At 67.0% G+C, this 22,819-nt stretch carries 17 protein-coding genes; 8 read left to right on the top strand and 9 right to left on the bottom strand.

The genetic code is table 11. The features are described from left to right. Positions 1-82: 82 nt before the first annotated feature. From VGN66_RS14385 to VGN66_RS14400, 4 genes are all read right to left on the bottom strand, one after another. Positions 83-2,170 (bottom strand): acetate--CoA ligase family protein, encoded by a 2,088-nt coding sequence (locus VGN66_RS14385; protein WP_327519508.1) that lies wholly within the window; start codon positions 2,168-2,170, stop codon positions 83-85. A gap of 190 nt (positions 2,171-2,360) precedes the next feature. Next, a complete protein-coding gene (locus tag VGN66_RS14390; protein WP_327519509.1) occupies positions 2,361-3,197 on the bottom strand; it encodes a p-hydroxycinnamoyl CoA hydratase/lyase in 837 nt (278 codons plus the stop codon). Between the two features lie 55 nt (positions 3,198-3,252). Next, positions 3,253-4,677, bottom strand: coding sequence for an aldehyde dehydrogenase (locus tag VGN66_RS14395; RefSeq protein ID WP_327519510.1), 1,425 nt, complete (start codon positions 4,675-4,677; stop codon positions 3,253-3,255). A 33-nt stretch (positions 4,678-4,710) separates the two neighbouring features. Continuing rightward, entirely contained in the window at positions 4,711-6,102 is a 1,392-nt protein-coding gene (locus VGN66_RS14400; protein ID WP_327519511.1) for an MmgE/PrpD family protein, read from the bottom strand. 58 nt (positions 6,103-6,160) lie between these two features. On the opposite strand from VGN66_RS14400, the gene VGN66_RS14405 reads away from it, so the two are divergent. Beyond that, the gene (locus VGN66_RS14405) at positions 6,161-7,408 is read left to right on the top strand and encodes an alpha/beta hydrolase (protein ID WP_327519512.1); all 1,248 of its coding nucleotides are present in this window, start codon (positions 6,161-6,163) and stop codon (positions 7,406-7,408) included. A gap of 189 nt (positions 7,409-7,597) precedes the next feature. Here VGN66_RS14405 and VGN66_RS14410 read toward each other — a convergent pair whose 3' ends face one another. Next, positions 7,598-8,578 (bottom strand): hypothetical protein, encoded by a 981-nt coding sequence (locus VGN66_RS14410; RefSeq protein WP_327519513.1) that lies wholly within the window; start codon positions 8,576-8,578, stop codon positions 7,598-7,600. 63 nt (positions 8,579-8,641) lie between these two features. Then, positions 8,642-9,634, bottom strand: a complete 993-nt coding sequence (locus VGN66_RS14415) for a LacI family DNA-binding transcriptional regulator (RefSeq protein ID WP_327519514.1) — start codon at positions 9,632-9,634, stop codon at positions 8,642-8,644. A gap of 202 nt (positions 9,635-9,836) precedes the next feature. On the opposite strand from VGN66_RS14415, the gene VGN66_RS14420 reads away from it, so the two are divergent. Genes VGN66_RS14420 through VGN66_RS14445 form a run of 6 tightly spaced genes read left to right on the top strand, consistent with a single transcriptional unit; the run spans position 9,837 to position 17,912 of the window. Further along, positions 9,837-10,892, top strand: coding sequence for a cytochrome P450 (locus VGN66_RS14420; protein ID WP_327519515.1), 1,056 nt, complete (start codon positions 9,837-9,839; stop codon positions 10,890-10,892). Next, the gene (locus VGN66_RS14425; RefSeq protein ID WP_327519516.1) at positions 10,889-12,010 is read left to right on the top strand and encodes a CapA family protein; all 1,122 of its coding nucleotides are present in this window, start codon (positions 10,889-10,891) and stop codon (positions 12,008-12,010) included. The genes VGN66_RS14420 and VGN66_RS14425 overlap by 4 nt, the downstream gene beginning before the upstream one ends. Next, complete coding sequence (locus tag VGN66_RS14430; RefSeq protein WP_327519517.1) at positions 12,007-13,053, top strand: hypothetical protein; 1,047 nt, start codon at positions 12,007-12,009, stop codon at positions 13,051-13,053. Before VGN66_RS14425 ends, VGN66_RS14430 begins: the two co-directional genes overlap by 4 nt. A gap of 58 nt (positions 13,054-13,111) precedes the next feature. Further along, positions 13,112-15,745, top strand: coding sequence for a TonB-dependent receptor plug domain-containing protein (locus VGN66_RS14435; protein ID WP_327519518.1), 2,634 nt, complete (start codon positions 13,112-13,114; stop codon positions 15,743-15,745). Then, complete coding sequence (locus VGN66_RS14440; RefSeq protein ID WP_327519519.1) at positions 15,745-17,265, top strand: tannase/feruloyl esterase family alpha/beta hydrolase; 1,521 nt, start codon at positions 15,745-15,747, stop codon at positions 17,263-17,265. The genes VGN66_RS14435 and VGN66_RS14440 overlap by 1 nt, the downstream gene beginning before the upstream one ends. A gap of 47 nt (positions 17,266-17,312) precedes the next feature. After that, positions 17,313-17,912, top strand: a complete 600-nt coding sequence (locus VGN66_RS14445) for a YdeI/OmpD-associated family protein (RefSeq protein ID WP_327519520.1) — start codon at positions 17,313-17,315, stop codon at positions 17,910-17,912. On the opposite strand, the gene VGN66_RS14450 is transcribed toward VGN66_RS14445, so the two are convergent. From VGN66_RS14450 to VGN66_RS14460, 3 genes are read right to left on the bottom strand one after another with little or no spacing between them, the layout of a single operon-like run. Further along, positions 17,909-18,679 carry a hypothetical protein gene (locus VGN66_RS14450; protein WP_327519521.1) on the bottom strand — a complete coding sequence of 257 codons (771 nt, stop codon included), beginning with the start codon at positions 18,677-18,679 and terminating at the stop codon, positions 17,909-17,911. The genes VGN66_RS14445 and VGN66_RS14450 overlap by 4 nt on opposite strands. Next, positions 18,676-20,154 (bottom strand): hypothetical protein, encoded by a 1,479-nt coding sequence (locus tag VGN66_RS14455; RefSeq protein ID WP_327519522.1) that lies wholly within the window; start codon positions 20,152-20,154, stop codon positions 18,676-18,678. The genes VGN66_RS14450 and VGN66_RS14455 overlap by 4 nt, the downstream gene beginning before the upstream one ends. Next, positions 20,151-21,422: an MFS transporter gene (locus VGN66_RS14460; protein ID WP_327519523.1), complete on the bottom strand. Its 1,272-nt coding sequence runs from the start codon at positions 21,420-21,422 to the stop codon at positions 20,151-20,153. Before VGN66_RS14460 ends, VGN66_RS14455 begins: the two co-directional genes overlap by 4 nt. A gap of 82 nt (positions 21,423-21,504) precedes the next feature. Between VGN66_RS14460 and VGN66_RS14465 the strand changes: the two genes are divergently transcribed. Beyond that, on the top strand, positions 21,505-22,698 hold the full coding sequence (locus tag VGN66_RS14465) for a cytochrome P450 (RefSeq protein ID WP_327519524.1): 1,194 nt from the start codon (positions 21,505-21,507) through the stop codon (positions 22,696-22,698). Positions 22,699-22,819: the final 121 nt, after the last annotated feature.

Raw genomic sequence — 22,819 nt, forward strand, 5'->3', positions numbered from 1 at the left:
GGCAGGGGGAGGGCCTGTCAGATCGGGACCGTCGCCTGTGGACATCCCCTCCCCTAACCCCTCCCGCGAGCGGGAGGGGGATTTAATCCGCCAGGATCAGCGCATCGAGCGCGACCACGCCGTCGCCCTTGGGATACACCACCACCGGGTTGAGATCGATCTCACGGATCGACGGCGTGCCGGCCAGCACGCGACCCAGTCCCGCGATCAGCTTCGCCACCGCATCAACATCCAGCGCCGGCGACCCGCGATAGCCATCGAGCAGCGCGCCCTGCTTGAGCGCACGCAGCTCTGCGCAGATCGCGTCATGCGGCAGGTCGTGCGGGAGCAGGCGGACGTCGTGGAGCAACTCCGCGGTCACCCCGCCGAACCCGGCCAGGATCACCGGCCCCCATTCGGGGTCGTTGCGCGCACCGATGATCAGTTCAACCCCGCGCTTGCCCATTGCCTCGACCTGCGCGCCGTCGAGCGCGATTGCGGCGTCATAGGCTGCGACATTGCCGTACAGCCGTTCCCATGCCGCATCGAGCGCAGCATCGTCGGCGATGTTGAGGATCACCCCGCCCGCGTCGCTCTTGTGGCTCAATTCCGCCGACTGCGCCTTGATCGCGACCGGATAGCCGACCTTCGCGGCAATCGCCTTTGCCTCGTCCGCGCTCGCGGAAAAACCGCCGGCGGGGAAGGGGATACCGACCGGGCCGAGCAACTGCTTGGCGCGATATTCGGGAATCACGCCCGAGGGCAGGTCGAGCGCGACCGGCACCGCATCCGCCGTCGCGAAATCGCGCTCGGCGAGCTTGCCCAGATGCCGCAGCGCGCGGAACGCGCGGTCGGGTGAGGGGAAGTACGGCACACCGATCGCGCGCAGACCGGCGATATATTCGGCGGGCACCTCCGCACCATCGTCGATCCCGGCAAAAATCACCGGCTTGTGCGGGTTCAGCGCCGTCACCGCATCGATGATCGCCGGGAATTTGCGCGCGCAGGTCGCCGGGTCGGTCTGGATGATCCCGAACACCAACGCCGCGAAGTTATCATCCTCCAGCAACGGTATCAGCGTGCGGCGATACAGGTCGGGATCGACCAGCGCCTGCGCGGTCAGGTCCATCGGGTTCGATACGGGGATGAAATCGGGGATCGACGCGCGCATCGCCTCCGCCGTCGCGCCGTCCATCGCTGGCAGGTCGAGCCCGATCGTCTCGGCCAGGTCCAGCGTCAGCGCCTTGAACGCGCCACTCTCGGTCAGCACCGCAGTCCCGCCGCGCCGCACCGGCTTGGCACGCACCGCCAGCTCGACGACATCGCCCAGCGCTTCGAGGCTGTCGACCAGCACCACGCCGGCGCGCTCGACCTTGGCCTTCATCAACTGCCAGTCGCCGGCCATCGCCCCGGTATGCGTCGCCGCGCTCTCACGCGCTGCCGACGACGTGCCGGGGTGGAGCAGGACGATATGCTTGCCCGCCGCGCGTGCCTTCTCGGCCAGCGCGAGGAAGCGCGCAGGCTTGCGAAACTGCTCGACGATCATCGCGATTGCCGGGGTGGCGGGGTCGTTCAGCAGATGCTCGACATAATCCTCGACGCCCGACGCGGCTTCGTTGCCGGTCGACACCGACACGGTGATGCCGAGGCCCTTGGCTATCAGTGTCGTGCCCAGCACCACCGCCATCGCGCCCGACTGGCTGACGATGCCGACCGCGGGCTTGCCCGCCAGATCCAGCACCGGCGTCTCGACAAAGGTCAGCGGCACGCCGGCAGCGTAGTTGACCATGCCAAGGCAGTTCGGCCCCTCGACCACCATGCCATGCTCGGCCGCGATGCGCGCGACCTCGGCTTGCGCCGCCAGCCCTTCCTCGCCACCCTCGGCAAAGCCGGCCGAAAAGATGATCGCCGCGCCGACCCCGCGCGCCGCCAGCGCCTGCACGGCGCCCAGCACCGCCGGTCCGGGGATCGCCAGCACGGCTGCATCGACGCCGTGCGGCAAGTCGTCGATCGACTTCAGGCACGGCCGCCCGTCGATGTCGTCGCGCTTGGGATTGATCAGGTGAATGTCGCCCGCATAGCCATGCCGCTCAAGATTGCGCAGCACGGAGTTGCCCAGCGCACCGGGCGTCGGGGAAGCACCAACGATCACAACCGAACGCGGAGAGAGCAGGCGGGAAAGGTCGGGCATCACTACGCTATCCTAATTCCTCTCCTGAGCTTGTCTCAGGGGAGGGGGACCGCCCGCGAAGCGGGGGGTGGAGGGGCCGCCGCGCAGACGGCGGGTTGCCGGGAGAGGTTCCCCGCCGACGGTGTCGGCGGCCCCTCCGTCATCGCTTGCGCGATGCCACCTCCCCCAGCGAGCTGGGGGAGGAATGCGTTCAAACCTTCACGCGGTCCTTGTCGTACGCGCCCAGGCCGGGCTTGTAGCTCTTCTCGTCGATGAACTGGCGAATGCCTTCCTTGCGGCCTTCATTGTCGTACGAGTTCGCGGCTTCCTGCGCGCGGATCAGATAATCCTCGGCTTCGTCATAGGTCATCACGCCGACGCGGCGCACCGCGTCCTTGGTCGCCTTGAGCGCCACCGGGTTCTTGCCCAGCAGCACCTTGGCCACTTCGGTCACGCGGTCCTTGAGCGCGTCGAGCGGCAGCGCCTCGTTGACCAGGCCCCAGTCGGCGGCGGTCTTGCCGTCGATATTCTCGCCCATCATCGCATGGTACATCGCCTTGCGGAACGGGAGCAGCTCGGTCGCCACCTTGGTCGCACCGCCGCCGGGCAGGATGCCCCAGTTGATTTCCGACAGGCCGAACTTCGCCTCTTCCGCCGCAAAGGCCAGATCGCACGCGAACAACGGGCCATAGCCGCCGCCAAAGCACCAACCATTGACCATCGCGATCGTCGGCTTCTGGTACCAGCGCAGGCGGCGCCACCAGCCATAGCTTTCGCGCTGCGCCTTGCGCGTGCCCTTCAGGCCATCGGCTTCGGTCTCGCGGAAATATTCCTTGAGGTCCATGCCCGCGGTCCACGCCGGGCCTTCGCCCGACAGCACCAGCACGCCGACATCGTCGCGGAACTCGAGCGTGTCGAGCACTTCCATCATGTCGCGGTTGAGCGTCGGGCTCATCGCGTTGCGCTTGTCGGCACGGTTGAACCGCACCCAGGCAATGCCGTTCTCGACATCATAGGCGACGACGCCGTTGGCACTCAATTCGGTCATGGATAGTCCTTCGTTTCCTGGCGGCGGGCCGCAACCGACCCCCGCAACCCCTTCATCAGATCGGATAATGGCCCGGCTGGGTCTCGATCGTGATCCAGCGCAGCTCGGTAAAGCTGTCGATGCCCGCGCGGCCGCCAAAGCGGCCATAGCCCGAGGCCTTGACCCCGCCGAACGGCATCTGCGCCTCGTCATGCACGGTCGGGCCGTTGACGTGGCAGATGCCCGACTTGATCTGCTTGGCCACGTTCAGCCCGCGCGCGGTGTCGCGGGTGAACACCGATGCTGACAGGCCGTATTCGGTGTCATTGGCCAGTTCGATCGCATGCGCCTCATCGCGCGCGCGGATCACGCCGACGACCGGGCCAAAGCTCTCGTCGCGGAACAGCTTCATGTCCGGCGTCACCTTGTCGATGACATGCGCCGGCATCAGCACGCCATTGGCGTCGCCGCCATTGACCTGCACCGCGCCGTGCGAAACCGCGTCGGTGATCAGCGACTTGCAGTGATCGACGGTCTTCTGGTCGACTACCGCGCCGAGCGGGGTCTTGCCCTCACGCGGGTCGCCGACCGCCATTGTCCCGACCTTGGCCGCGAACTTCTCGACGAACGCATCGGCCACCGCGTCGACGACGATGATCCGCTCGGTCGACATGCAGATCTGGCCCTGGTTCATGAACGCGCCGAACGCCGCGGCTTTGACCGCCTCGTCGAGGTCCGCATCCTCCAGCACGATCAGCGGCGCCTTGCCGCCCAGTTCGAGCAGCACCGGCTTCAAATGCTCCGCCGCGCGCTTGGCGATGATCCGGCCAACCGCGGTCGATCCGGTGAAGTTGATGCGGCGGACGTGCGGGTTGTCGATCAGCGCGCCGACGATCTCGGGCGCATCGGCCGGGGCATTGGTAACGATGCTGACCGCGCCCTTGGGCAGCGCCTCGTCAAACGCTTCGGCAATCAGGCTGTGGGTGCGCGGGCATTGCTCGCTCGCCTTGAGCACCACGGTGTTGCCGCACGCCAGCGGCACCGCGACCGCGCGCACGCCCAGAATGATCGGCGCATTCCACGGTGCGATGCCCAGCATCACGCCGACCGGTTCACGCAGCGCCATCGCGATGCAGCCGGGTTTGTCGGACGGGATCACCTCACCGCTGATCTGCGTCGTCAGCGCCGCAGCCTCGCGTACCATGCCGACCGCCAGCATCAGGTTGAACCGCGCCCAGCCCTCGGTCGCACCAATCTCACCCATCATCGCGTCGACGAACTGATCGGCTTTCGCCGCCAGCGCATCGGCGGCCTTGCTCAGCGCGGCACGGCGGGCGTTGGGGCCAAGCGCCGACCAGGCGGGGAAGGCGGCAGCAGCAGCTTCGACTGCCGCATCGGCGTCCGCGACGCTGAACGCTTTCGCTTCAGTCGCGACCGCGCCGGTCACAGGGTTCAGACGGGTAAAGCTGACGCCGGGGGCCGGCGGTGCGATCGTAGCCATGATCCTCTCCTCTATATTGTTATGCTATATAACCTACACTTTTGCCGTGCAAGCTGCTTGATCGATCAGGGTGTGTGCTGGCTTTTCCGCTGGAAATCCAAGAATTTGAAGGGCCAGCGTTCGTGCCGCGGCGGGGGTAATCGGCTGCGCGGCATGGGCCGCACAATCGATGAATTTGGCGATCAGCGACTCATCGTCCATCGGCCGGTCGGGGTGTCCGGCGGCTTGCATCACCCGATGGGTGAGCATGGTGCCATCATCGAACGTGACCGTCAGCGATCCACTCGCCGCTTCGCTCCGCCCCCAGTCAGGATTGCGCCGCTCGACCACCTTGTGCGCCAGCGTCCGCGTCGCTGGATCGGCGATGCGCAATGCGGAAAAGCTGTCGAGCGTTACCGCGCCGTCGATCAGCGCTGCGGCGACGGTATAGGGGATCGAGAATTTTGCCTCGATCGCGCGGGTCGGCTCGGCTTTCACTGGCTGCGGGCGGATCAGCATTTCCTGGATCGGCCCGGTCTCCGCCCCGATCCGCACCACCCGCGCCGGATCGATCCGGTCGCGCAGCACCAGCGCCGCCTCGATATAGGGATGCGTCCCCCGGCACGCGGGCCACGGCTTGAAGCTGACCTGATCGCTGAGAAAGCTCTCGCCCAACCCGTCGAGCAGCGCGTCGCGCGGCGCACCCCCGGTATAGACGGCGAAGAACCCCGCACGCCCCTCCAGCGGCTCGGCAAAGGCGGTAGCACCGGCCTCCGCCAGCAACGCCGCCTCGACCGCCGCACGCGCGACCAGCCCCTCGCGCACGCCCCGGATGGGAGAGGACGGGTCGTATTTGATCTCGCTCGGAAAACTGCCCTGCAACAGCGCCAGCCCCATCGCATGGCGGATGCCGTCTGCATCCAACCCGATGAACTGGGCGCACGCCGCAGCCGTGGCGATCAGATTGACCAAAGGCGGCGGATACCAGCCGCCTTCCTCAAAGGGTCGCGGCGCAGCGATCGACAGCCGACAGGCAAGATCGCTCCCCGCCGCCATCGCGACCAGAAACTCCCCGAACGCCAACTCCGACCGCGCACCGGCGAGCGCGAGCAGGGCAGGGACCAGCGCCGCATTGGGATGCGCAGGCCCGGCATCGAACGTGTCCCCGAAATCCAGCTGATGCGCCAGCGCGCCATTGGCGAGCGCCGCAAGCGCCGGCGTGCTCAACCCGGAAAACCCGATCAGCCGCGAAGGGCCGGGAACGGCTTCGGCATGACGACGATAGGGCGCCGCATCCTCGCCCAGCCCGGTCGCGCCGAGCATGACCCCGACCGCATCCAGCAGCGCCCGCCGCGTCGCATGGAGCGTCGCCTCGGGCAGCGCATCGAGCGTCAGTTCCGCGAAATGCCTCGCGATCCTCGCCGAAATAGCTTTATCACAAAACATTCTATGCAAACGCTTTCATCGGCTTTATCGGAAACGCAAGCAAAAACGGGAGAGAGCGATGCGGACGGGCGCGATTGCGGCGGTAACGATGCTGGCGATGACGCTGCCGGGGTCGGCGGGACAGGAACAGACCCTGCCCGGCGGCGCACGCTGGTCGGCGGAGGTTCCCGCCAACTGGAACGGCACATTGCTGCTCTACAGCCGCGGTTATTCCCCCAGCGCCGGCAACCCCGACGCCGCGCCCAAACAGCACCGTCAGGCGCTGCTCGACGCGGGCTACGCCATCGCCGGGTCGGACTATGGCAGCGGCGGCTGGGCGCTCGAACAGGCGGTCCCCGCGCAACGCGCGACCCTCGCCGCCTTCGCCGCCAAGCACGGCAAGCCAAAGCGCGTCATCGCCTGGGGCAGCTCGATGGGCGGCCTCGTCAGCACCGCTTTGGCCGAGGCAAAGGGCAGCGGGATCGACGGCGCCGCCCCGATGTGCGCGTCAATCGGCGGGTCGCTCGGCATGATGAACATGGCGCTCGACGGCGCCTACGCGTTCCGCACCCTGATCGCTCCCGATGCGGGTATCCGCGTCACCGGAATCGATGACGACCGCGTCAACGGCAAGCGTGTCGCCGATGCGCTCGCTGAGGCGGCGAAGACTCCGCAAGGCCGCGCGCGCATCGCACTCGCTGGCGTCCTCGCCGGAATCCCCGACTGGACCAGCCGCGACAAGCCCCAGCCTGCCGCCACCGATTACACCGCGCAAGCCGCAGAGATCGCCAAATCCTTCGTGATGGGCGTCTACCTCCCGCGCACCGATCAGGAGGCGCGCGCAGGTGGGACGTTCAGCTGGAACACCGGAATCGACTATCGCACCCAGCTCGCCCGCTCGGGCCGCCGCGCGATGGTCGCGGCGCTGTATCGTGACGCGGGGCTGAAGCTCGACACCGACCTCGCCACGCTCAACGCGGGCCAGCGCATCGCCGCCGACCCCAAGGCGGTCGCCTATATGCGCGCCAACTACACCCCGAACGCGCGCCCGCTGGTGCCGCTGGTCGCGGTGCAGACGATCGGCGACGGCCTCACCGCGCCCGCCATGCAGCGCGGCTATGCGCAAGCGGCGCGCGGCGATGTGAAGAGCCTGTACGTCAACGCCGCGGGCCATTGCACCTTCGACACCGCGACGGTGCTCGCGACAATCCGCTATCTCGACACGCGCATCGCCACCGGAAAATGGCCGCAGACCCCCGCCGCCTTCGTGCCCCACCAGCCCGCCCCGATGCTGCGCCCGTGCTGGCGCGGGGGGACGTGTCGGTGACTTCTTTTTCCTCCCCTGAGCTTGTCTCAGGGGAGGGGGACCGCTCGCGCAGCGAGTGGTGGAGGGGCGGCCGCGCAGACGGCCGTGAACATCTCGGCAAAATTCCGCCCTCTACGGGGCGGCCCCTCCGTCATCGCTGCGCGATGCCACCTCCCCTGCCAGGCAGGGGAGGAACAGCCACACGCACCATCAAATCCCCTTACGCTCGATCTTCCACTTCGGATCGCTGCACAGCCCGCAATCGGCACCCTTGAACAGCTTCCCCGCCTCGGCATCGCCGCGCAGTTGCCAGTTGAGCCACGCGACCGAGAAGCGCCCGACATCGCCGCCATTGTCCTCGCGGAACGTCCCGCCATGGCCGACATCGCCATCGACCAGCGCAACCGGGATATGCGTAATCCGGGAATAGTCGTCGGTGCCGTTGGGCCACGCCACATCGCCCTTGCCACCCAGCACATAGAGCGTCGGGGTGTGCAGCGCCTTGAGCATCGTCTTGTCGACGGTCATCCCGGTGATCGCCTGCTTCCCGTCGTTGAAGACGCCACTATTGTGCACCAGCACGGTCTTGATCCGCTTGTCGGCACCCGCCGCGATCGCCTGCAACCCGCCACAGCTATGCCCGGCAACCGCGACCTGCGCCGGATCGATCAACCCCTTGTAGCGGCTGCCATCGCGGCCATTCTCCGCCAAAGCCCAATCGAGCCCCTTGAGCACGTCCGCCGACGTCGTCGGTGGCTGGGGCAGGCGGCCCGTGGCGGGATCCGGACCGCGCGCTGCGGCATCGGCCGGGCGGGGCAGGGCGCCGGGGCCGCTGTAAACCCTGCCCGGCGCGACCACCAGATAGCCATAGGACGCAATCTGCGCGAGGTGATGCCGCGCGCTCGCCCCATCGGCAGCGCAACCGCCATTGCCCCAGATCACCACGCCCAGCTTCTTGCCGCCCAGCTTCGACAGATCGGCGGGGCGATAGACCGTGTGGTCGGGCAAGCTGGGGTCAGCTTCCTTGATCGCGGAATAGGGGCCGGTGCCGGGCGAATCGGCGCGCTTGGTATCGGCGGCGCGCATTTCCGCCATCCGCCGCGCCGCTTCGGGATCGGGCTGCGGGGCAGTCTGCGCCAGCGCGGTGCCAGCCATCAGCGCCAGTCCAAGCGCCATCATTCCGATCCGCATCGTCACTCTCCCAATGTTGTTATGCGGGAAAGCTAACTCAGCGATGCGGCGATGCAAGCCCTTTCATGCGCTCTCGCGTGCAATCACCCGAAAGCCGACATCGATCCGCGTCTCGATCTCTTTCCCCGCCGCACGCGCGCGCAGCACGCGCATCACCTCGCGCGCGATCCGGGCGCCATCGACGTCCATCGAGGTGATCGTCGGCCGCATGTCGCCGGCCAGCCGCAGATTGCCAAAGCCGGTAACGGCGATCTGGTCAGGCACGCGAATCCCCGCCGCCTGCGCCTCAACGATCAGGCCCTGCGCGATCCAGTCCGATCCGCAAACCACCACATCGGGCTGCTCATCCAGATCGCTTAAGCCGCGATAGGCGAGTCGTCCCTGCCCGAAGTGGCTGGGAACATTGACCTCCAGCCGGGTCGGCTCCGGCCCGCCATCATGCACCCAGCGCGTGGCAAATCCATCGGCGCGCCGCTCCGAGCGGGGTGAGCGCGGCACCACGAGGTGCGGCCGGCGATAGCCGCGCTGGCGCAGGAAGCGCGCCATTTCCTCACCCGCCGCGCGGTGGGAAAAGCCGACCGCCACGTCGATCGGATCGTCGGGTAGGCCCCAGGTCTCGATCACCGTCGTCCCGGCCGAACGCAGCCGTTCGCGCAGCTCGGCGTCCGACACGATTCCGGTCAGGATGATCGCATCGACCCGCCTCCCCAGCGCCATGTTGATCTCGCGCGTCAGGCGGCGATTGTCGGCCCCGGTCAGCGCCAGCATCACGCTGTTCCCGTCGCTCGCCAGCTCGTCGATCATCGCTTCGACCGTGTCGTTGAAGATCGACTGGGCGATGTCGGGGACCAAGGCCGCGATCAACCGGCTGCGGCTGCCCGCCAGCGCGGTGGCCGCAAGATTCTGAACATAGCCGGTTTTTTCGATCGCCTCGCGGATGCGCGCGCCGGTCGCGGCGGCGACCACTTCGGGGCTGTTGAGATAGCGGGAGACGGTTGCGGCGGACACGCCCGCCATCGCCGCCACATCGTCCAGTCGGGGATTTCGCACTGCCATGGTGCCATTCCTACACCGGCACGACGAAAATGTGCAAAAGATGTTGCAAGCGCTTTCACTGTGGAATAACAGGATTGTTATGACGCATGACTTCGATCCGCTTAAGCCGGAGACGTTCGACAGCGCTAACGGAGAGTATGCCGAGCTTCGCGCTCGGTGCCCCGTTGCGCATAGCGACGCATGGGGTGGCTTTTGGGCCTTGATGAAACACAATGACGTCGCCGCCGCGGCGACCGATTGGCAAACCTTCATCACCTCGCAACAGAATGTCGTGCCCAAGGTCGCGTTTACCGGCCGGCGGCCGCCGCTGCACCTCGATCCACCCGAACACACCCCCTATCGCCGCGCGATCGCGCCCCTGCTGACCGAGCGCAAGGTCGCGCGGCTGGAGCCGGTCGTGCGGCGAATTTGTCGGGATTTGCTGGCCGATATGGTGGCGAAGGGTGGGGGCGACGTCGTCGCCGACTATTCCGCGCACATGCCGATCGCGGTGTTCGCCCACTGGATGAACCTGACCCCCGATGCAGTCGCCGAACTCACCCGGGTTGGCCAGCGCTACAATATCGCGGTCCAGTCCAACGACATGGATTCGACCAAGGAATCGAGCCTGCTGCTCTATGACATGGCGCGCGGCATCGTCGCCGACCGCAAGGCAAACCCGCTGCCGGTCGATGAGGACGTGACGAGCGCCTTGCTCGCCACCCGCGTCGATGGCGAGCCGCTGCCCGAAGAGATGATCGTCGGCACGATCCGCCAGGTGCTGGTTGTCGGCATCATCGCGCCGAGCGTGATGATCGGCTCGATCGCCGTGCATCTCGGCCGCGATCAGGCGTTGCAGGCAAAGCTGCGCGCCGATCCCGCGCTGGTCCCGGCTGCGGTGGAGGAGTTCCTCCGCCTCTACACCCCCTATCGCGGCTTTGCCCGCACCGCGCTCACCGATGTCACGATCCGCGGGCGCACGATTCCCGCCGGGGAGCCGATCGCGCTCGTCTATGCCTCCGCCAACCGCGACGAAGAGGTGTTCGAGGACGCCGACCAGTTCCGCATCGATCGCCCGAACATGAAGGATTCGCTGGCGTTCGGGCGCGGCACGCATTCGTGCGTCGGTGCGGCGCTGGCAACGCTGGAGCTCAATGTCGCGGTTGAGGAGTTGCTCGCCGCCGCGCCGGGCTTCACCCTCACCGGTGAGCCCAAGCCGACGCGCTTTCCCGAAATCGGCGCGCTCAGCGTGCCGGTCGCGTTCGAGCGCGCAGCATGACCCATGTCTTTCTCGCGGCCGGCGATCTCGCCCCCGATCGCGACCAGTATGACGAAAGCTATGTCGCGACCCGCGACGTGCTGCACGCGGCCGACATCGCCTTCGCGCAGCTTGAGACGAGCTTCGCGGAAAAGGGCGTCCGCCTGCCGCAGGCACGCCACGCGGTGCTCGCCCGTCCCGACGGCGCCGATGCGCTCGCGCGCGCCGGGTTCGACGTCATCTCGATGGCCGGCAACCATGTGCTCGACTGGGGCAATGACGCCTTTTTCGAGACCAAGGCGAACCTCGAACGCGCCGGTCTGAAAGTCGTCGGCGCGGGCGCGAACATCGCCGAGGCGCGCAAGCCGGTGAAGATCACGCTCGGGGATGGCACGCGCGTTGCGATCCTCGCTTATTGCACGATCCTCCCGCACAGCTATTGGGCGGAGGAGCACCGTCCCGGCTGCGCGCCGATGCGCGCCCACACGCTTTACGAACAGATCGAGCATGATCAGCCGGGCACGCCCTCGCGCATCCACACCTTCCCGCACCGCGAGGATCTCGCGGCGCTGGAGGCAGATATCCGCGCGGCCAAGGCGGACGCCGACCTCGTCTTCGTCTCGCTCCACTGGGGCATCCACTTCGTCCGCGCGAGCATCGCCGACTATCAGCGCGACGTCGCGCGTGCAGCCGTGGCCGCAGGCGCCGACGCGATCCTCGGCGGCCATCCGCACATCCTGAAGGGGTGCGAGGTCATCGACGGCGCACCGGTCTTCTACTCGCTGTGCAACTTCGCAACCGACCTGCGCATGGACCCGGTCCATGCCGCGTCGAAGAGTTTCAACGAAATCCGCGTCCTTGCTGAGGAGTGGGAGCCGGATTTCGACAGCCTCTACAATTTCCCGACGGCATCACGCATGTCGCTCGTCGCGCGGTTCGAGATCGCGAACGGACGCATCGTCCGCTCGGGCTTCCTGCCGCTGTACATCGACCGCGACGCGGTCCCGCGCTTCGTCGCGCCGGGCACCGAGCGCCATGCCGAAATCGTCGATTACATGGCGGCCGTGACCGCCGAAGCAGGGCTCAACGCCCGCTATCATGTGGAGAGTGAGATGGTCGTTCTGGAAGCCGCCGCATGAGCGACGGCAAACCCGCAACCGCATCGGGCTTTCCGCTGGAAGGCTATGTCTTCCTGTACCTGATCGCCTATCTGCCCAACGTCATCATCACGAAATTGGTGACGAGCACGGTGCATCCCGGCCTCGGCCGCCCGCTGACGGGCCTCGAGACGCTGCCCGCCTCGCTGATCATCAGCCTGGTGCTGACCTACATCTTCATCTGGTGGTCGGGCTGGCACAAGGACGCGCATGGCGTGATGTTCCTTGGCCGCCGCATCCCGGTGCCGACCAAATACACGATGTATTCGGGCCTCGGCACGGCGCTGGTGCTGTTCACCGTGCCACTGTCCTTCACCTTTGAAGGGGTGAGCATCCCGTTCATTCAGCTGCTGATGCGCGGCGACATCCTGCTGATCGCGCCGATCGTCGACCTGATCTTTGGCCGACGCGTGCGCTGGTGGAGCTGGATGGCGCTGGTGATGGTGCTGGTCGCGATGGTCATCACGCTGAAGGATCGTGGCGGGCTGTACCTCCCGCCGCTCGCGATCCTGACCGTGGTGCTCTACACGATCGGCTACTTCGTCCGCCTGATCGTGATGACCAAGGTGTCGAAGAGCGGCGATCCCGCCAGCGTCCGCCAGTATTTCGTCGAGGAAAAGGTCTTCGCGCTGCCGCTGTCGGTGGCGATCCTCGCGGCGATCTCCGCCTCGGGCATCGGCAGCCAGTCGGGCGCGCTCGGCTGGGGCTTTATCTCGGTCTGGACCGATCCGGTGATCCTGCCGCTGTTCGGCATCGGCGTCACGCTCACCATCGTCTCGGTCTTCGCGATCATCATCCTGCTCGACCCGCGCGAGAACGCCTATTGCGTGCCCCTGGAGCGCGCGGCGAGCCTGGTTGCCGGGGTCGGCGGCGCGCTAATTCTCGCCTGGGTCTGGGGCCTGCCGCATCCGCGCCCGGCCGAACTGATCGGCGCCGGAATCCTGATCGCCGCCATCGTGTTGCTTTCGCTTGCCCCGCGCTTTGCCGACCGGCCCGCCCGGGCGGCGCGTGCGGAAACCACCTGACAATCGCGTTTCTTCGACCCGCAGAGACAGGCGGGCTGAACATAAGGAGGGGAATGAAATGACCGACACCATTTGTCGCCCGTCGACCCTGTTGGGTCGCAGTGCATTGGGCGCACTCGCGCTCGCCATCGCCAACCCGGCATTCGCGCAGGAGGAGGCTCCGGCCACCGAAGCGCAGGCCGCCGAGCAGGACATCGTCGTCACCGGCAGCCGCATTCGTGGCATCGATCCCGTGGGCTCTGCCGTGATCGCGATCGACGCCGACCAGATCATGGAAGAGCCGGTCACCTCGACCAACGACATCCTGCGCCGGGTACCGCAGGTCGTGTCGCTGGGCGCGAACCGGGCGGGCGGCAACGCCCAGAACGGCGCGGCGAACGCAACGCGTGGCGCCGGTATCAACCTGCGCGGCCTGTCCACCAACGCCACGCTGCTGCTGTATGACGGCAAGCGCTTGCCCCCGCAGGGGACGCAGGGTCAGTTCACCGACCCCTCGGCCATCCCCTCGATCGCACTCGGCCGGATCGAGGTCGTCGCCGACGGCACCTCCGCCGTCTATGGCTCGGACGCTGTCGCAGGCGTGGTCAACCTGATCCTGCGCAAGGATTTCTCCGGCATCGAGGTGCGCGGGCGCTACGGCATCACCGAGGCGGACTATTATGAGGCGCAGGCAGCGGTGCTGCTCGGCCACAAATGGGATACCGGCTGGATCATGGCCGCCGGCGAATATGCCAAGAACAACAATCTGTTCGGGTCGGAACTCGACTTCTACACGTCCGATAACCGCAGCCGGGGTGGCCGCGATCTGCGCGGCACCAACTGCGCGCCCGGCACGATCGTCGCGAGCGGCGTCAACTACGCCATCCCCACCGGCGGCGTGACCAGCGCCAATGTCGGCAGCCTCGTCGCCGGCACCCGCAACCTCTGCGAATTCCGCGACATCGCGCAGGTCATCCCCGATCAGGAACGCTGGAGCGGCGTCGCGGCGGTGAGCCAGGAGATCACCGACGGCATCCGCATCTTCGCCGACGGCTTCTACTCGCGGCGCAGCGGCACCTTGCTGTTCAACCCCACCGCCAACGCGACGGTGCCGAGCACCAATCCGTTCTTCGTCTCCCCTGTCCCCGGCGCGACGTCGGTGACGGTACAGACGACCTTCCTCGGCGCGACGGGAGCGCTGCCCAACCCCTATTGGGCAAGCACCTGGAACGCATCGGCCGGGATCGAGGCTGACCTGTTCGGCGACTTCCAGGGCACCGTCTATTACGCCCAGGGCCGTTCGGAGGAGGTTGCCGACCGCCGCCGTTCGGGCATCAACGCCGGCGCGCTCAACGCCGCACTGGCCGACACCAACCCGGCGACCGCGCTCAACGTGTTCGGCGGGGCGAACAACCCGGCGACGCTCGCGCGCATCACCGACAACTATTTCGTGATCGAGGGCAAGGCCAAGCTCGAGGTCATCAACGCCCAGATGGACGGCTCGCTGTTCGCCATCCCCGGCGGCAATGTCCGCATCGCGATGGGCGCCGAGCATCGCGTCGAATACACCTACACCTCGCTGCTCACCGGACAGGCGGCAACGCAGGTCCGCACCGCCAGTGACGGCAGCCGCAATGTCGACGCGGTCTTCGCCGAGCTGTTCGTCCCGATCGTCGGCGCCGACAACGCCGCGCCGGGCCTGGAGCGCCTCAACCTCAGCCTCGCGCTGCGGCATGAGAATTACAGCGACTTCGGCAGCACCACCAACCCCAAGATCGGGGTGACCTACTCGCCCTGGACCGGGCTGGTGCTCAAGGGTACCTATGGCACCTCGTTCCGCGCGCCGACCTTCAGCGAGGTATCGACGATCGGCGGCGGTGCCGGCCTGTATTTCGACACGCTGCCCGGCCCCAGCGGCAACCAGATCGGCATCGGCATCGCCGGCGGCAATCCGGGGCTGAAGCCGGAACAGGCAACCACCTGGTCGTTTGGCGTCGATGTCGCGCCGCCGAGCATCCCGGGCTTCACCGCGTCGGTGAACTATTTCCGGATCGACTATACCGACCAGATTCAGGCGCTGCGCGGCACGCCCGGCCTGCTCACCAACCCGATCTACAGCCAGTTCGTGCAGTTCAACCCGACCCCGGCGCAGGTTGCCGCGCTGGTCAATTCGGGCCTGCCGATCAACGCCGCGATCAACCAGTCGCTGGTGACGTTCATCGCCGATGGCCGTCGCCAGAATCTCGGCACCTCGCTGTTCCGCGGGCTCGATTTCACCGCGGCGTATCGCTGGAACTGGGGCGGGGTTGACCTCGATGCCGGGTTCCAGGGCACCTATGTCCTCGACTATCTGTTCGAAGCGGTGCCGGGCGCGGGGCTGGTCGACGTGCTCGACACGATCGGCTTCACTCAGCAATTCCGCACGCAGGCGGACATCGGCGCGAAGGTAGGCGGGTTCAAGTCGCGCCTGACCTGGAACCACCTCAACGGCTACACCAACACCACCTCGACCGTGTTCCGTGAGGTGAGCAACTACGACACGTTCGACCTGCTGGTCGGGTACGACTTTACCGACCGGATCAACCTGTCGCTCGACGTGCGCAACCTGTTCGACGAGGATCCGCCCTTCGTCGACACAACCAACGGCTTCGACCCACAGGCGTCGAATCCGATCCCGCGCATGTTCGCGATCACGGCGAACGTGAAGTTCTGATGCCGGCACTGCTCGCCGCAGCCCTTGCCGGGTGCGCGTCCCTCACGGGCGCGCATCCGGGTGGGGTGACCGTCACCGCGGCGACGCCGATAACCCCCGCGCCCAGTTGGACGCCGCAGACCACCAGCTTCTATCGCGGCGGCCCGGTCAGCGTCCCGCTGTGCCGGGTCGAGGGGGTGATCGAGGGCAATATCGGCTTCGAACTCTGGCTCCCCGCGACATGGAACGGCCGCCTGCTCGGCGCAGGCGTCGGTGGCGATGCGGGGGTGTACAACTATACCGACATGAGCCGCCGGGTGGGCGAGGGCTTCGCCACGGTCACCACCGACAGCGGCCACAAGGCGACCCAGGCCCGCTGGATGGCGGACCCCAAAGCGCGCGTCGATTACGAGCATCGCGCGGTCCACCTCACCGCGCTCGCCGCCAAGGCGCTCGCCGCCAAATTCTATGGCCGCGCGGTGGAAAAGAGCTATTTCACCGGCTGCTCCGGCGGTGGGCGACAGGCGCTCAAGCAGATGCAGAATTATCCCGGCGACTATGACGGCGTGATCGCCGGCGCGCCGGGGCCGTATATGCCGCTGCAATCGGTGCGGATGCTATGGTTCGCGCTGCAACAGAAATGGACTCCGGCGGGTGCGCTGAGCGATGCCGACTGGGCGCTGTACGAGAGCAAGGCGACCGCAGCGTGCGACGCGCAGGATGGCGTCACGGACGGGGTGATCTCCAACCCGCTCGCCTGCAAGTTCAAGACCGCGACGTTGCTGTGCAAGCCCGGCCAGACCGAAGGCTGCCTGACCGCGCCCAAGCTCAAGATGCTCGACCAGATCCGCGCGCCGATGCGCGACGAGGCGGGCAGGGCGATGGACGGCGGGCTGTTCGCGGGCGTGCGCACGCGCCCCGGCCCGCCGTCGCCGCTGCTCCGCGCGATGTGGGCGGACGGCGTGTATGACGACGCCAATTGGAACGAAGACAGCTTCCAGCGCAGCCGCGACCTGCTCGCCGCCAACCGTAGAATGCCCGAACTGCGCGCCGACAAGGTCGGAATCGCGCCCTTCGTCAAGGCGGGCGGCAAGGCAATCCTCTACCAAGGCTGGGCCGACCCCTCGACCAATGCCGGCCCGACGATCGACTATTACGCCGCACTCGCCCGCGCCAATGGCGGCACGGCAACGCTCGCCGATAGTGTCCGCCTGTTCATGGCCCCCGGCGTCTATCACTGCGCGCGCGGCCCCGGCGCCGACCAGTTCGGCGCGTCGGGGCAACAGAGCTGGCCCGGCGATCCGTCACGCGATGTGCTGTGGTCGCTGATCCACTGGGTCGAGAAAGGGCAGGCGCCCGCACGGCTGACGGCGACCAAGGTGGAGGAGGGCAAAGAGACGTTCACCCGGACGCTCTGTCCCTATCCTCAGGCCGCGCGCTGGGACGGGAAAGGGCCGACCGAAGCCGCGTCCTCCTATCGTTGCGTGGTTGATCCGGCGCTGGTCAAATATATGGGTCGCAAGACGCTGGTCGGTTCCTAAACGGCACCCGCGCTGCTAGCCATCCGAGCGACGCAGCGGAGGATGCCATGGCAGCGGTTACGGTAGACCCGGACAAGGTTCGCGAATTTGCCGACGCGGCGAGCTTCTATGCCTGGCTGAGCGACAACCACGCCGTTGCCGACGAAATGTGGATCAAGATCCATAAGGTGAGTTCCGGCCTGCCGTCGATCACACCGAAAGAGGCGATCGACGTCGTGCTCTGTTGGGGCTGGATCGATGCCATCCGCAAGAGCTTCGACGCGCGAAGCTATCTGCAGCGCTACACCCCGCGCACCGCGAAGAGCATCTGGAGCCAGGTGAATGTCGAGAATATCGATCGCCTGATCGCGGAGGGCCGGATGACCCCGCACGGCCTCAAACAGGTCGAGGCGGCAAAGGCCGACGGGCGCTGGGATCGTGCCTATGGCGCGGGGAAGAACATGAAGATCGCCGATGACTTTCAGGCGGCAATCGATGCCGAGCCGCTGGCCAGGGCGATGCTGGCCCGACTGACCGAGCAGAACCGCTTCGCACTCGCTTTTCGCGTGCACAATATGAAGACCGAAGCGGGTCGGGCCAAAAAGATCGCGACCTTTGTCGAGATGCTCAAGTGCGGCGAAACGATCTATCCGCAGCGCGACCGCTAGCCGCCCTCCGGCACAATCCGCACATCCACCCGGCGCGGCTGCGGCCAGATCAGCCCGTCGAACGCCGCCGCCACATACGGCCCCGGCAGTGCCTTCACGATCTTGATCCGCTCCGGCGCAATCCCGCGCAGGATCAGCGCGCGCCGCACGACCTCCGCGCGCGTCCGTGCCAGCGCCTTGTCCTCCACGATCCGCCGCCCCGACACCGTCTCCGGCACGGTCTGCGCAACGCCGGCAATCTCGATCCGCGCCGGCTGAACATCCAGCGCATAGTTGATCGTCGCGTCGAGATAATAGTCGCTCAGCTGATAGGTGATGAAGCTGCTCGAAAAGCCGAACGGGATCGTGAACCGCCCCTCGGCGAACGGCTGCGCGGGTTTCTTGCGCGCCTCGTAGAGCGGGCGGACGTTGCGGGCGGGGAGGGCGAAGCGCCGCCCCTGATAACCCTCGGCGCGGATCATATGGCGGGTGCAGGGCTCGGCCAGCACCGACACCGTCGCCGGCTCGATCACCGTCCCGCCGCACGGATCGCCGCCATTCTTTGCGACGAACCCCTCGACCAGGATCGCGTGGTTCCAGTCCGGCTTGGTCGGCGCGGCGGTGACGTCGTAGCGGATGCCGGTCGCAGGATCGCTCGCCAGCCAGCACCCCGATTTTCGGCCATTGTCGGTGTCGCGATAGACCGGGCAGGCGATGAAGCGCACCGCCTGCTGCGCGTCCTGCGCCCCAGTCAGCAGCACTGCGCCAAGCAGCAACGCCGCCTTCATAGCGCCCGCATCAAATTCTCGAGGTCGCGCTTCTCCTGCTCGGCATAGCCGATGTTATAGCGCCGCTCATAATAGTCGATCACGGTGCGGATATCCTTCGCGCTGCCGTTCGAGAAGAACGGCGCGCGCGCCGACATGCCGCGCAGCGACTGCAGCGTGATCCGCCCGACATCGGCGCATTTGCCGGTGGTCAGCGCAAAGCCCGGATCACTGGTCAGGATCGTGCGCCCATAATGCGGATGCGGCTTGCCGGTGCAGGTGATGCGGAACAGCGGCAGATGCGGCGCGGGGTCCGCGAAGGGCTGGTTGGTCGTTCCCAAATCGACCTGCCCCGGTGCGACATCCATGCCCATATACGACATGTTGTGGCAAAAGACGCAGCTGTTGCGCACCGGGTTGCCAAAGCCGATCGGCGAGTTGATGCCCGCCGTGTCGGTGATCAGAAAGGTCTTGTCGCGGAACACCCGCGCGCCGCGCGCGACGGATTCGCGGAATGCGACGACTTCGGGCGACAGCTTCGCCTTCACCGCTGCGGGCATTTTCTCCCACGCCTCGAACTCGCTCCACACCGGAATCCCGCCATCGCTGCCCAGCCGCCCCGCCTGCGATACCTGCAGCGTTTTGGTCCCACCCATCGATCCGTCGCCGTCGAGCGGGCCGCCCGCGACATCGATTTGCTGCGCAGCATAGATGCGCCGTTCGAAGTCGAGGATGCGGGCGATGTCGCCCTTGTCGAGGTTCTTGAGAAAGCCGAGATGCGCCCCCGCCGCGTCGCGCATCTGCGCCTCCAGCGTTGGCACGCGCCCATCGGCCATCAGGTTTCCGCTGACCGGCTTGCCCGTCTCCGGATCGACCGGCAGCGGCATCCCCGCCTTGGGATCATAGGCGAACCCCATCGCCTCGATATATTTGAAGTTCGCCACCGGGCGGGGCCGCCGGAACACCGACACCATCCCCGCGCCCTTGAGGCCGTGTCTGGCGTCGAGATTGCAGGTCGATGGATCGCGCACGACTTCGATCGTGAAGTCCGGCTTCACATCCTTGGGCGGCCACGGCCGTGCGATGCGGATCAGGCCATGGTCGATCAGTAACGAATGCGACGCGCGCTCGCCTTGCGGCAGGCTCGGGCAGTTCGACCCGTCCGATGCGGCGAACAGCGGGTCCTTCGCGCCGTTGCGCTGCCACTGCCGCGCCGCCGACGCCGCCGACAGGCTCATCGCATCGGCGGGCTGGTGACAGGTGACGCACGCGCGCCCGTTCGGCCCGATCGCGGTGAAGAAGGGGTGGTCCTTCGTCTCCATCGGTCCATTGTCGAGCAACAGCCGCAGCGTGCCATTGGCGTTGCGGTAATCGAGCTGCGCCGGGAACACGCGTCCCTCATTCGGGTCCCACCATGGATCCTTCTCGTCCTGCGCGAACGCGACCGCCGCAGCAAAGGCGATCGTAGCAGCACCAAGGACGAGACCGCGGATCATGCCTTGCCCTCCCGCGCATTGCCGAGGCGACTAAGCGGCAGGATCAGCAGCGCGCCGAGCAGCATCAGCCCCGCCAGCACGAACACCGGCACCGTAATCTTGCCCGTCGTCGCGACGATCCAGCCGATGACCACCGGCATCACCGTGCTGCTGGCATTGCCGCACAGGTTGATCGTGGCGATCGCTCCCGGATTGCGCGCACCGACGAACTTGGTCGGGATCGTCCAGAACACCGACTGTGCGCCGCCCAATCCGAACCCGCCAATGACCAAAGCCGCGAGCGCCAGCGGCCCGTTATGCGTGAACATCGCCGCCACCCCGAACGCCGCCGCCGCGCCCAGCATCGGCCAGGCGAGGTGGCGGTAACGTTCGCCGCTGCGGTCCGAATGCCTCGCATTCCACACCATCCCCGCGCCAATCGCGACCCAGGGGAGGGCGGCGAGGATGCCGACCTCCAGCGGATCGTTGCGCCCCAGCGTCTTGATCGCGATCGGCAGCCAGAAGATGATCGCATTGGCGCCGGTGATCAGCACGAACCACACGCCCGCCGACACCCAAAGGATCGGGTCTTTCAGCGCATCGGACAGCTTCGCACTCGGCGCGCGCGCATCGCTCACCTCGGCGGCAATGGTGTCCTCAATCTGCTGGCGCTCGGCATCGGACAGCCAGCGCGCCTCGGCCGGGCGGTTCACGAACCAGAAGATCGCGACGATCCCCGCGATCACCGTCGCCAGCCCCTCGACCAGGAACATCACCCGCCACGACGCGATGCCGCCCGTGTCCATCGCCATCAGCGCGCCGCACAATGGCCCGCCAAAGATCACCGAAATCGGGATCGCCAGCATCGTCCCCGCAATCGCCCGTGCGCGATATTGCTGCGGCAACCACTGGCTGACATACCAAACCACGCCCGGCGCAAAGCCGCTTTCGAACAGGCCGAGCAGGAAGCGCAGGACATAGAAGTGCATCGGCGTCTGGATCGCCGCCATCGCCGTCGCGACCGCGCCCCAACCGATCACGCTCCCCGCAATCCACCAGCGCGGCCCGATCCGGCGCAGCACCGCTGCACTCGGCAGTTGGAACAGCAGGTAACCGACAAAGAAGATACCGACGCCAAAGCCATAGGCCTTTGGGTCCAGCCCCAAATCCGGGTTCATCTCGATCGCCGCGAAACTGACGTTCACGCGGTCGAGCGAACTCAGGATGATGAGGAAGGTCAGCGGCGCAACGACGCGCGCCATCACCTTGCGGTATGTGGTCGGTTCCAAGCCTCTCTCCTCTGCAAAAAGGCTATGCGATAAAGCATTTTTGTGTCAACGAGATTGTCAACAATCGTAGAGGAAGAGGGTGATGGACTCGCGCTGGACCGGCCAGGAATACGACCCGCACGCGCATGAGGATTTCGACACGCCGCATCAGGTGTTCGCCGATCTGCGCGCCAAATGCCCGGTCGCGCACAGCGACGCGTTCGGCGGCTTCTGGATCGCGACGCGGCATGCGGACATCAAGGCGATCCTCGACGACCCTGCCGAGTTCACCACCACCGTCCGCAACGTCGTCCCCGGCGCGTCGGCCACCGGCCGCCGCCCGCCGCTGCACCTCGACCCGCCCGAGCATACGCCATACCGCCGCGCGATCGACCGCGCACTCGGTGCCTCGCGCCTCGCCGCGATCGAGCCGGTGATCGAGCGCCATGTCGCAATGCTGCTCGACAGCTATATCGCGGCGGGCGGCGGCGATTTCGTCGAGGGCTTCGGCAGCCCGCTGCCTGCCTTGCTCTTCGCCGACTGGTTCCAGCTCAACCCCGACCAGACCGACCTGCTCTGGCGCACCGCCAAGGATTTCGTGAAAGCGTGGGAGGCGTTCGACGTCGCCGCGGTGTCGAAGGCGAGCGAGATCCTCTACGACCTCGCCCGCGACCTCATCGCCACCCGCCGCGCCGCGCCGCTCGACCCGGAGTTCGATCCGGTCAGCAGCCTGCTCGCGGCGACCGACGTCGACGGCAACCCGCTCCCGCACGAGATGCTGGTCGGCTGCGTCCGCCAGATCCTCGTCGTCGGCCTCGTCGCGCCACCGGTCTTCCTCGGCAGCGTCGCAGTCCACCTCGCACGCTATCCCGACCTCGCTGACCAGCTGCGCGCGGCACCGGACCAGATCGACGCGGCAGTCGAGGAATTCCTCCGCCTCTACACCCCCTATCGCGGCTTCGCGCGCACGACGCGCAACGGCGTCGAACTGGGTGGCCGCCGCATCGAACCGGGCGAGCCGATCGCGCTCGCCTATGCCTCCGCCAATCGCGACGAGGCCGTGTTCGAGGCCCCGGACGAATTCCGCCTCGACCGCGCGAACGTCCGCGACCATCTCGCCTTCGGCCGCGGCCCGCATCGCTGCGCCGGCATGGCGATGGCGCGGATGGAATTCCGCATCGCACTACGCGAACTCCTCGCCCGCACGCGCAGCATCGAACTCGCCGGCGACGTCCGGATGAGCGGCATGCCCGAAGTCGGCCCGGTCTATGTGCCACTCAAGGTAGCGGGCGCTTAGACGAACAAAAAGCCCCTCCCCTTTAGGGGAGGGGTTGGGGTGGGGCCTATCCCCTTGGCGAGCGGGCTCGATGAGACTGCACTGCCCCACCCCCAACCCCTCCCCTAAAGGGGAGGGGCTT

Source organism: Sphingomonas sp. (assembly GCF_035998645.1).
Lineage (GTDB): Bacteria > Pseudomonadota > Alphaproteobacteria > Sphingomonadales > Sphingomonadaceae > Sphingomonas.

Bases quoted from the DNA above. Each gene is read 5' to 3' on its own strand.
- VGN66_RS14385 (WP_327519508.1), bottom strand. From the start codon at position 2,170: ATGCCCGACCTTTCCCGCCTGCTCTCTCCGCGTTCGGTTGTGATCGTT.
- VGN66_RS14390 (WP_327519509.1), bottom strand. From the start codon at position 3,197: ATGACCGAATTGAGTGCCAACGGCGTCGTCGCCTATGATGTCGAGAAC.
- VGN66_RS14395 (WP_327519510.1), bottom strand. From the start codon at position 4,677: ATGGCTACGATCGCACCGCCGGCCCCCGGCGTCAGCTTTACCCGTCTG.
- VGN66_RS14400 (WP_327519511.1), bottom strand. From the start codon at position 6,102: ATGTTTTGTGATAAAGCTATTTCGGCGAGGATCGCGAGGCATTTCGCG.
- VGN66_RS14405 (WP_327519512.1), top strand. From the start codon at position 6,161: ATGCGGACGGGCGCGATTGCGGCGGTAACGATGCTGGCGATGACGCTG.
- VGN66_RS14410 (WP_327519513.1), bottom strand. From the start codon at position 8,578: ATGCGGATCGGAATGATGGCGCTTGGACTGGCGCTGATGGCTGGCACC.
- VGN66_RS14415 (WP_327519514.1), bottom strand. From the start codon at position 9,634: ATGGCAGTGCGAAATCCCCGACTGGACGATGTGGCGGCGATGGCGGGC.
- VGN66_RS14420 (WP_327519515.1), top strand. From the start codon at position 9,837: ATGAAACACAATGACGTCGCCGCCGCGGCGACCGATTGGCAAACCTTC.
- VGN66_RS14425 (WP_327519516.1), top strand. From the start codon at position 10,889: ATGACCCATGTCTTTCTCGCGGCCGGCGATCTCGCCCCCGATCGCGAC.
- VGN66_RS14430 (WP_327519517.1), top strand. From the start codon at position 12,007: ATGAGCGACGGCAAACCCGCAACCGCATCGGGCTTTCCGCTGGAAGGC.
- VGN66_RS14435 (WP_327519518.1), top strand. From the start codon at position 13,112: ATGACCGACACCATTTGTCGCCCGTCGACCCTGTTGGGTCGCAGTGCA.
- VGN66_RS14440 (WP_327519519.1), top strand. From the start codon at position 15,745: ATGCCGGCACTGCTCGCCGCAGCCCTTGCCGGGTGCGCGTCCCTCACG.
- VGN66_RS14445 (WP_327519520.1), top strand. From the start codon at position 17,313: ATGGCAGCGGTTACGGTAGACCCGGACAAGGTTCGCGAATTTGCCGAC.
- VGN66_RS14450 (WP_327519521.1), bottom strand. From the start codon at position 18,679: ATGAAGGCGGCGTTGCTGCTTGGCGCAGTGCTGCTGACTGGGGCGCAG.
- VGN66_RS14455 (WP_327519522.1), bottom strand. From the start codon at position 20,154: ATGATCCGCGGTCTCGTCCTTGGTGCTGCTACGATCGCCTTTGCTGCG.
- VGN66_RS14465 (WP_327519524.1), top strand. From the start codon at position 21,505: ATGGACTCGCGCTGGACCGGCCAGGAATACGACCCGCACGCGCATGAG.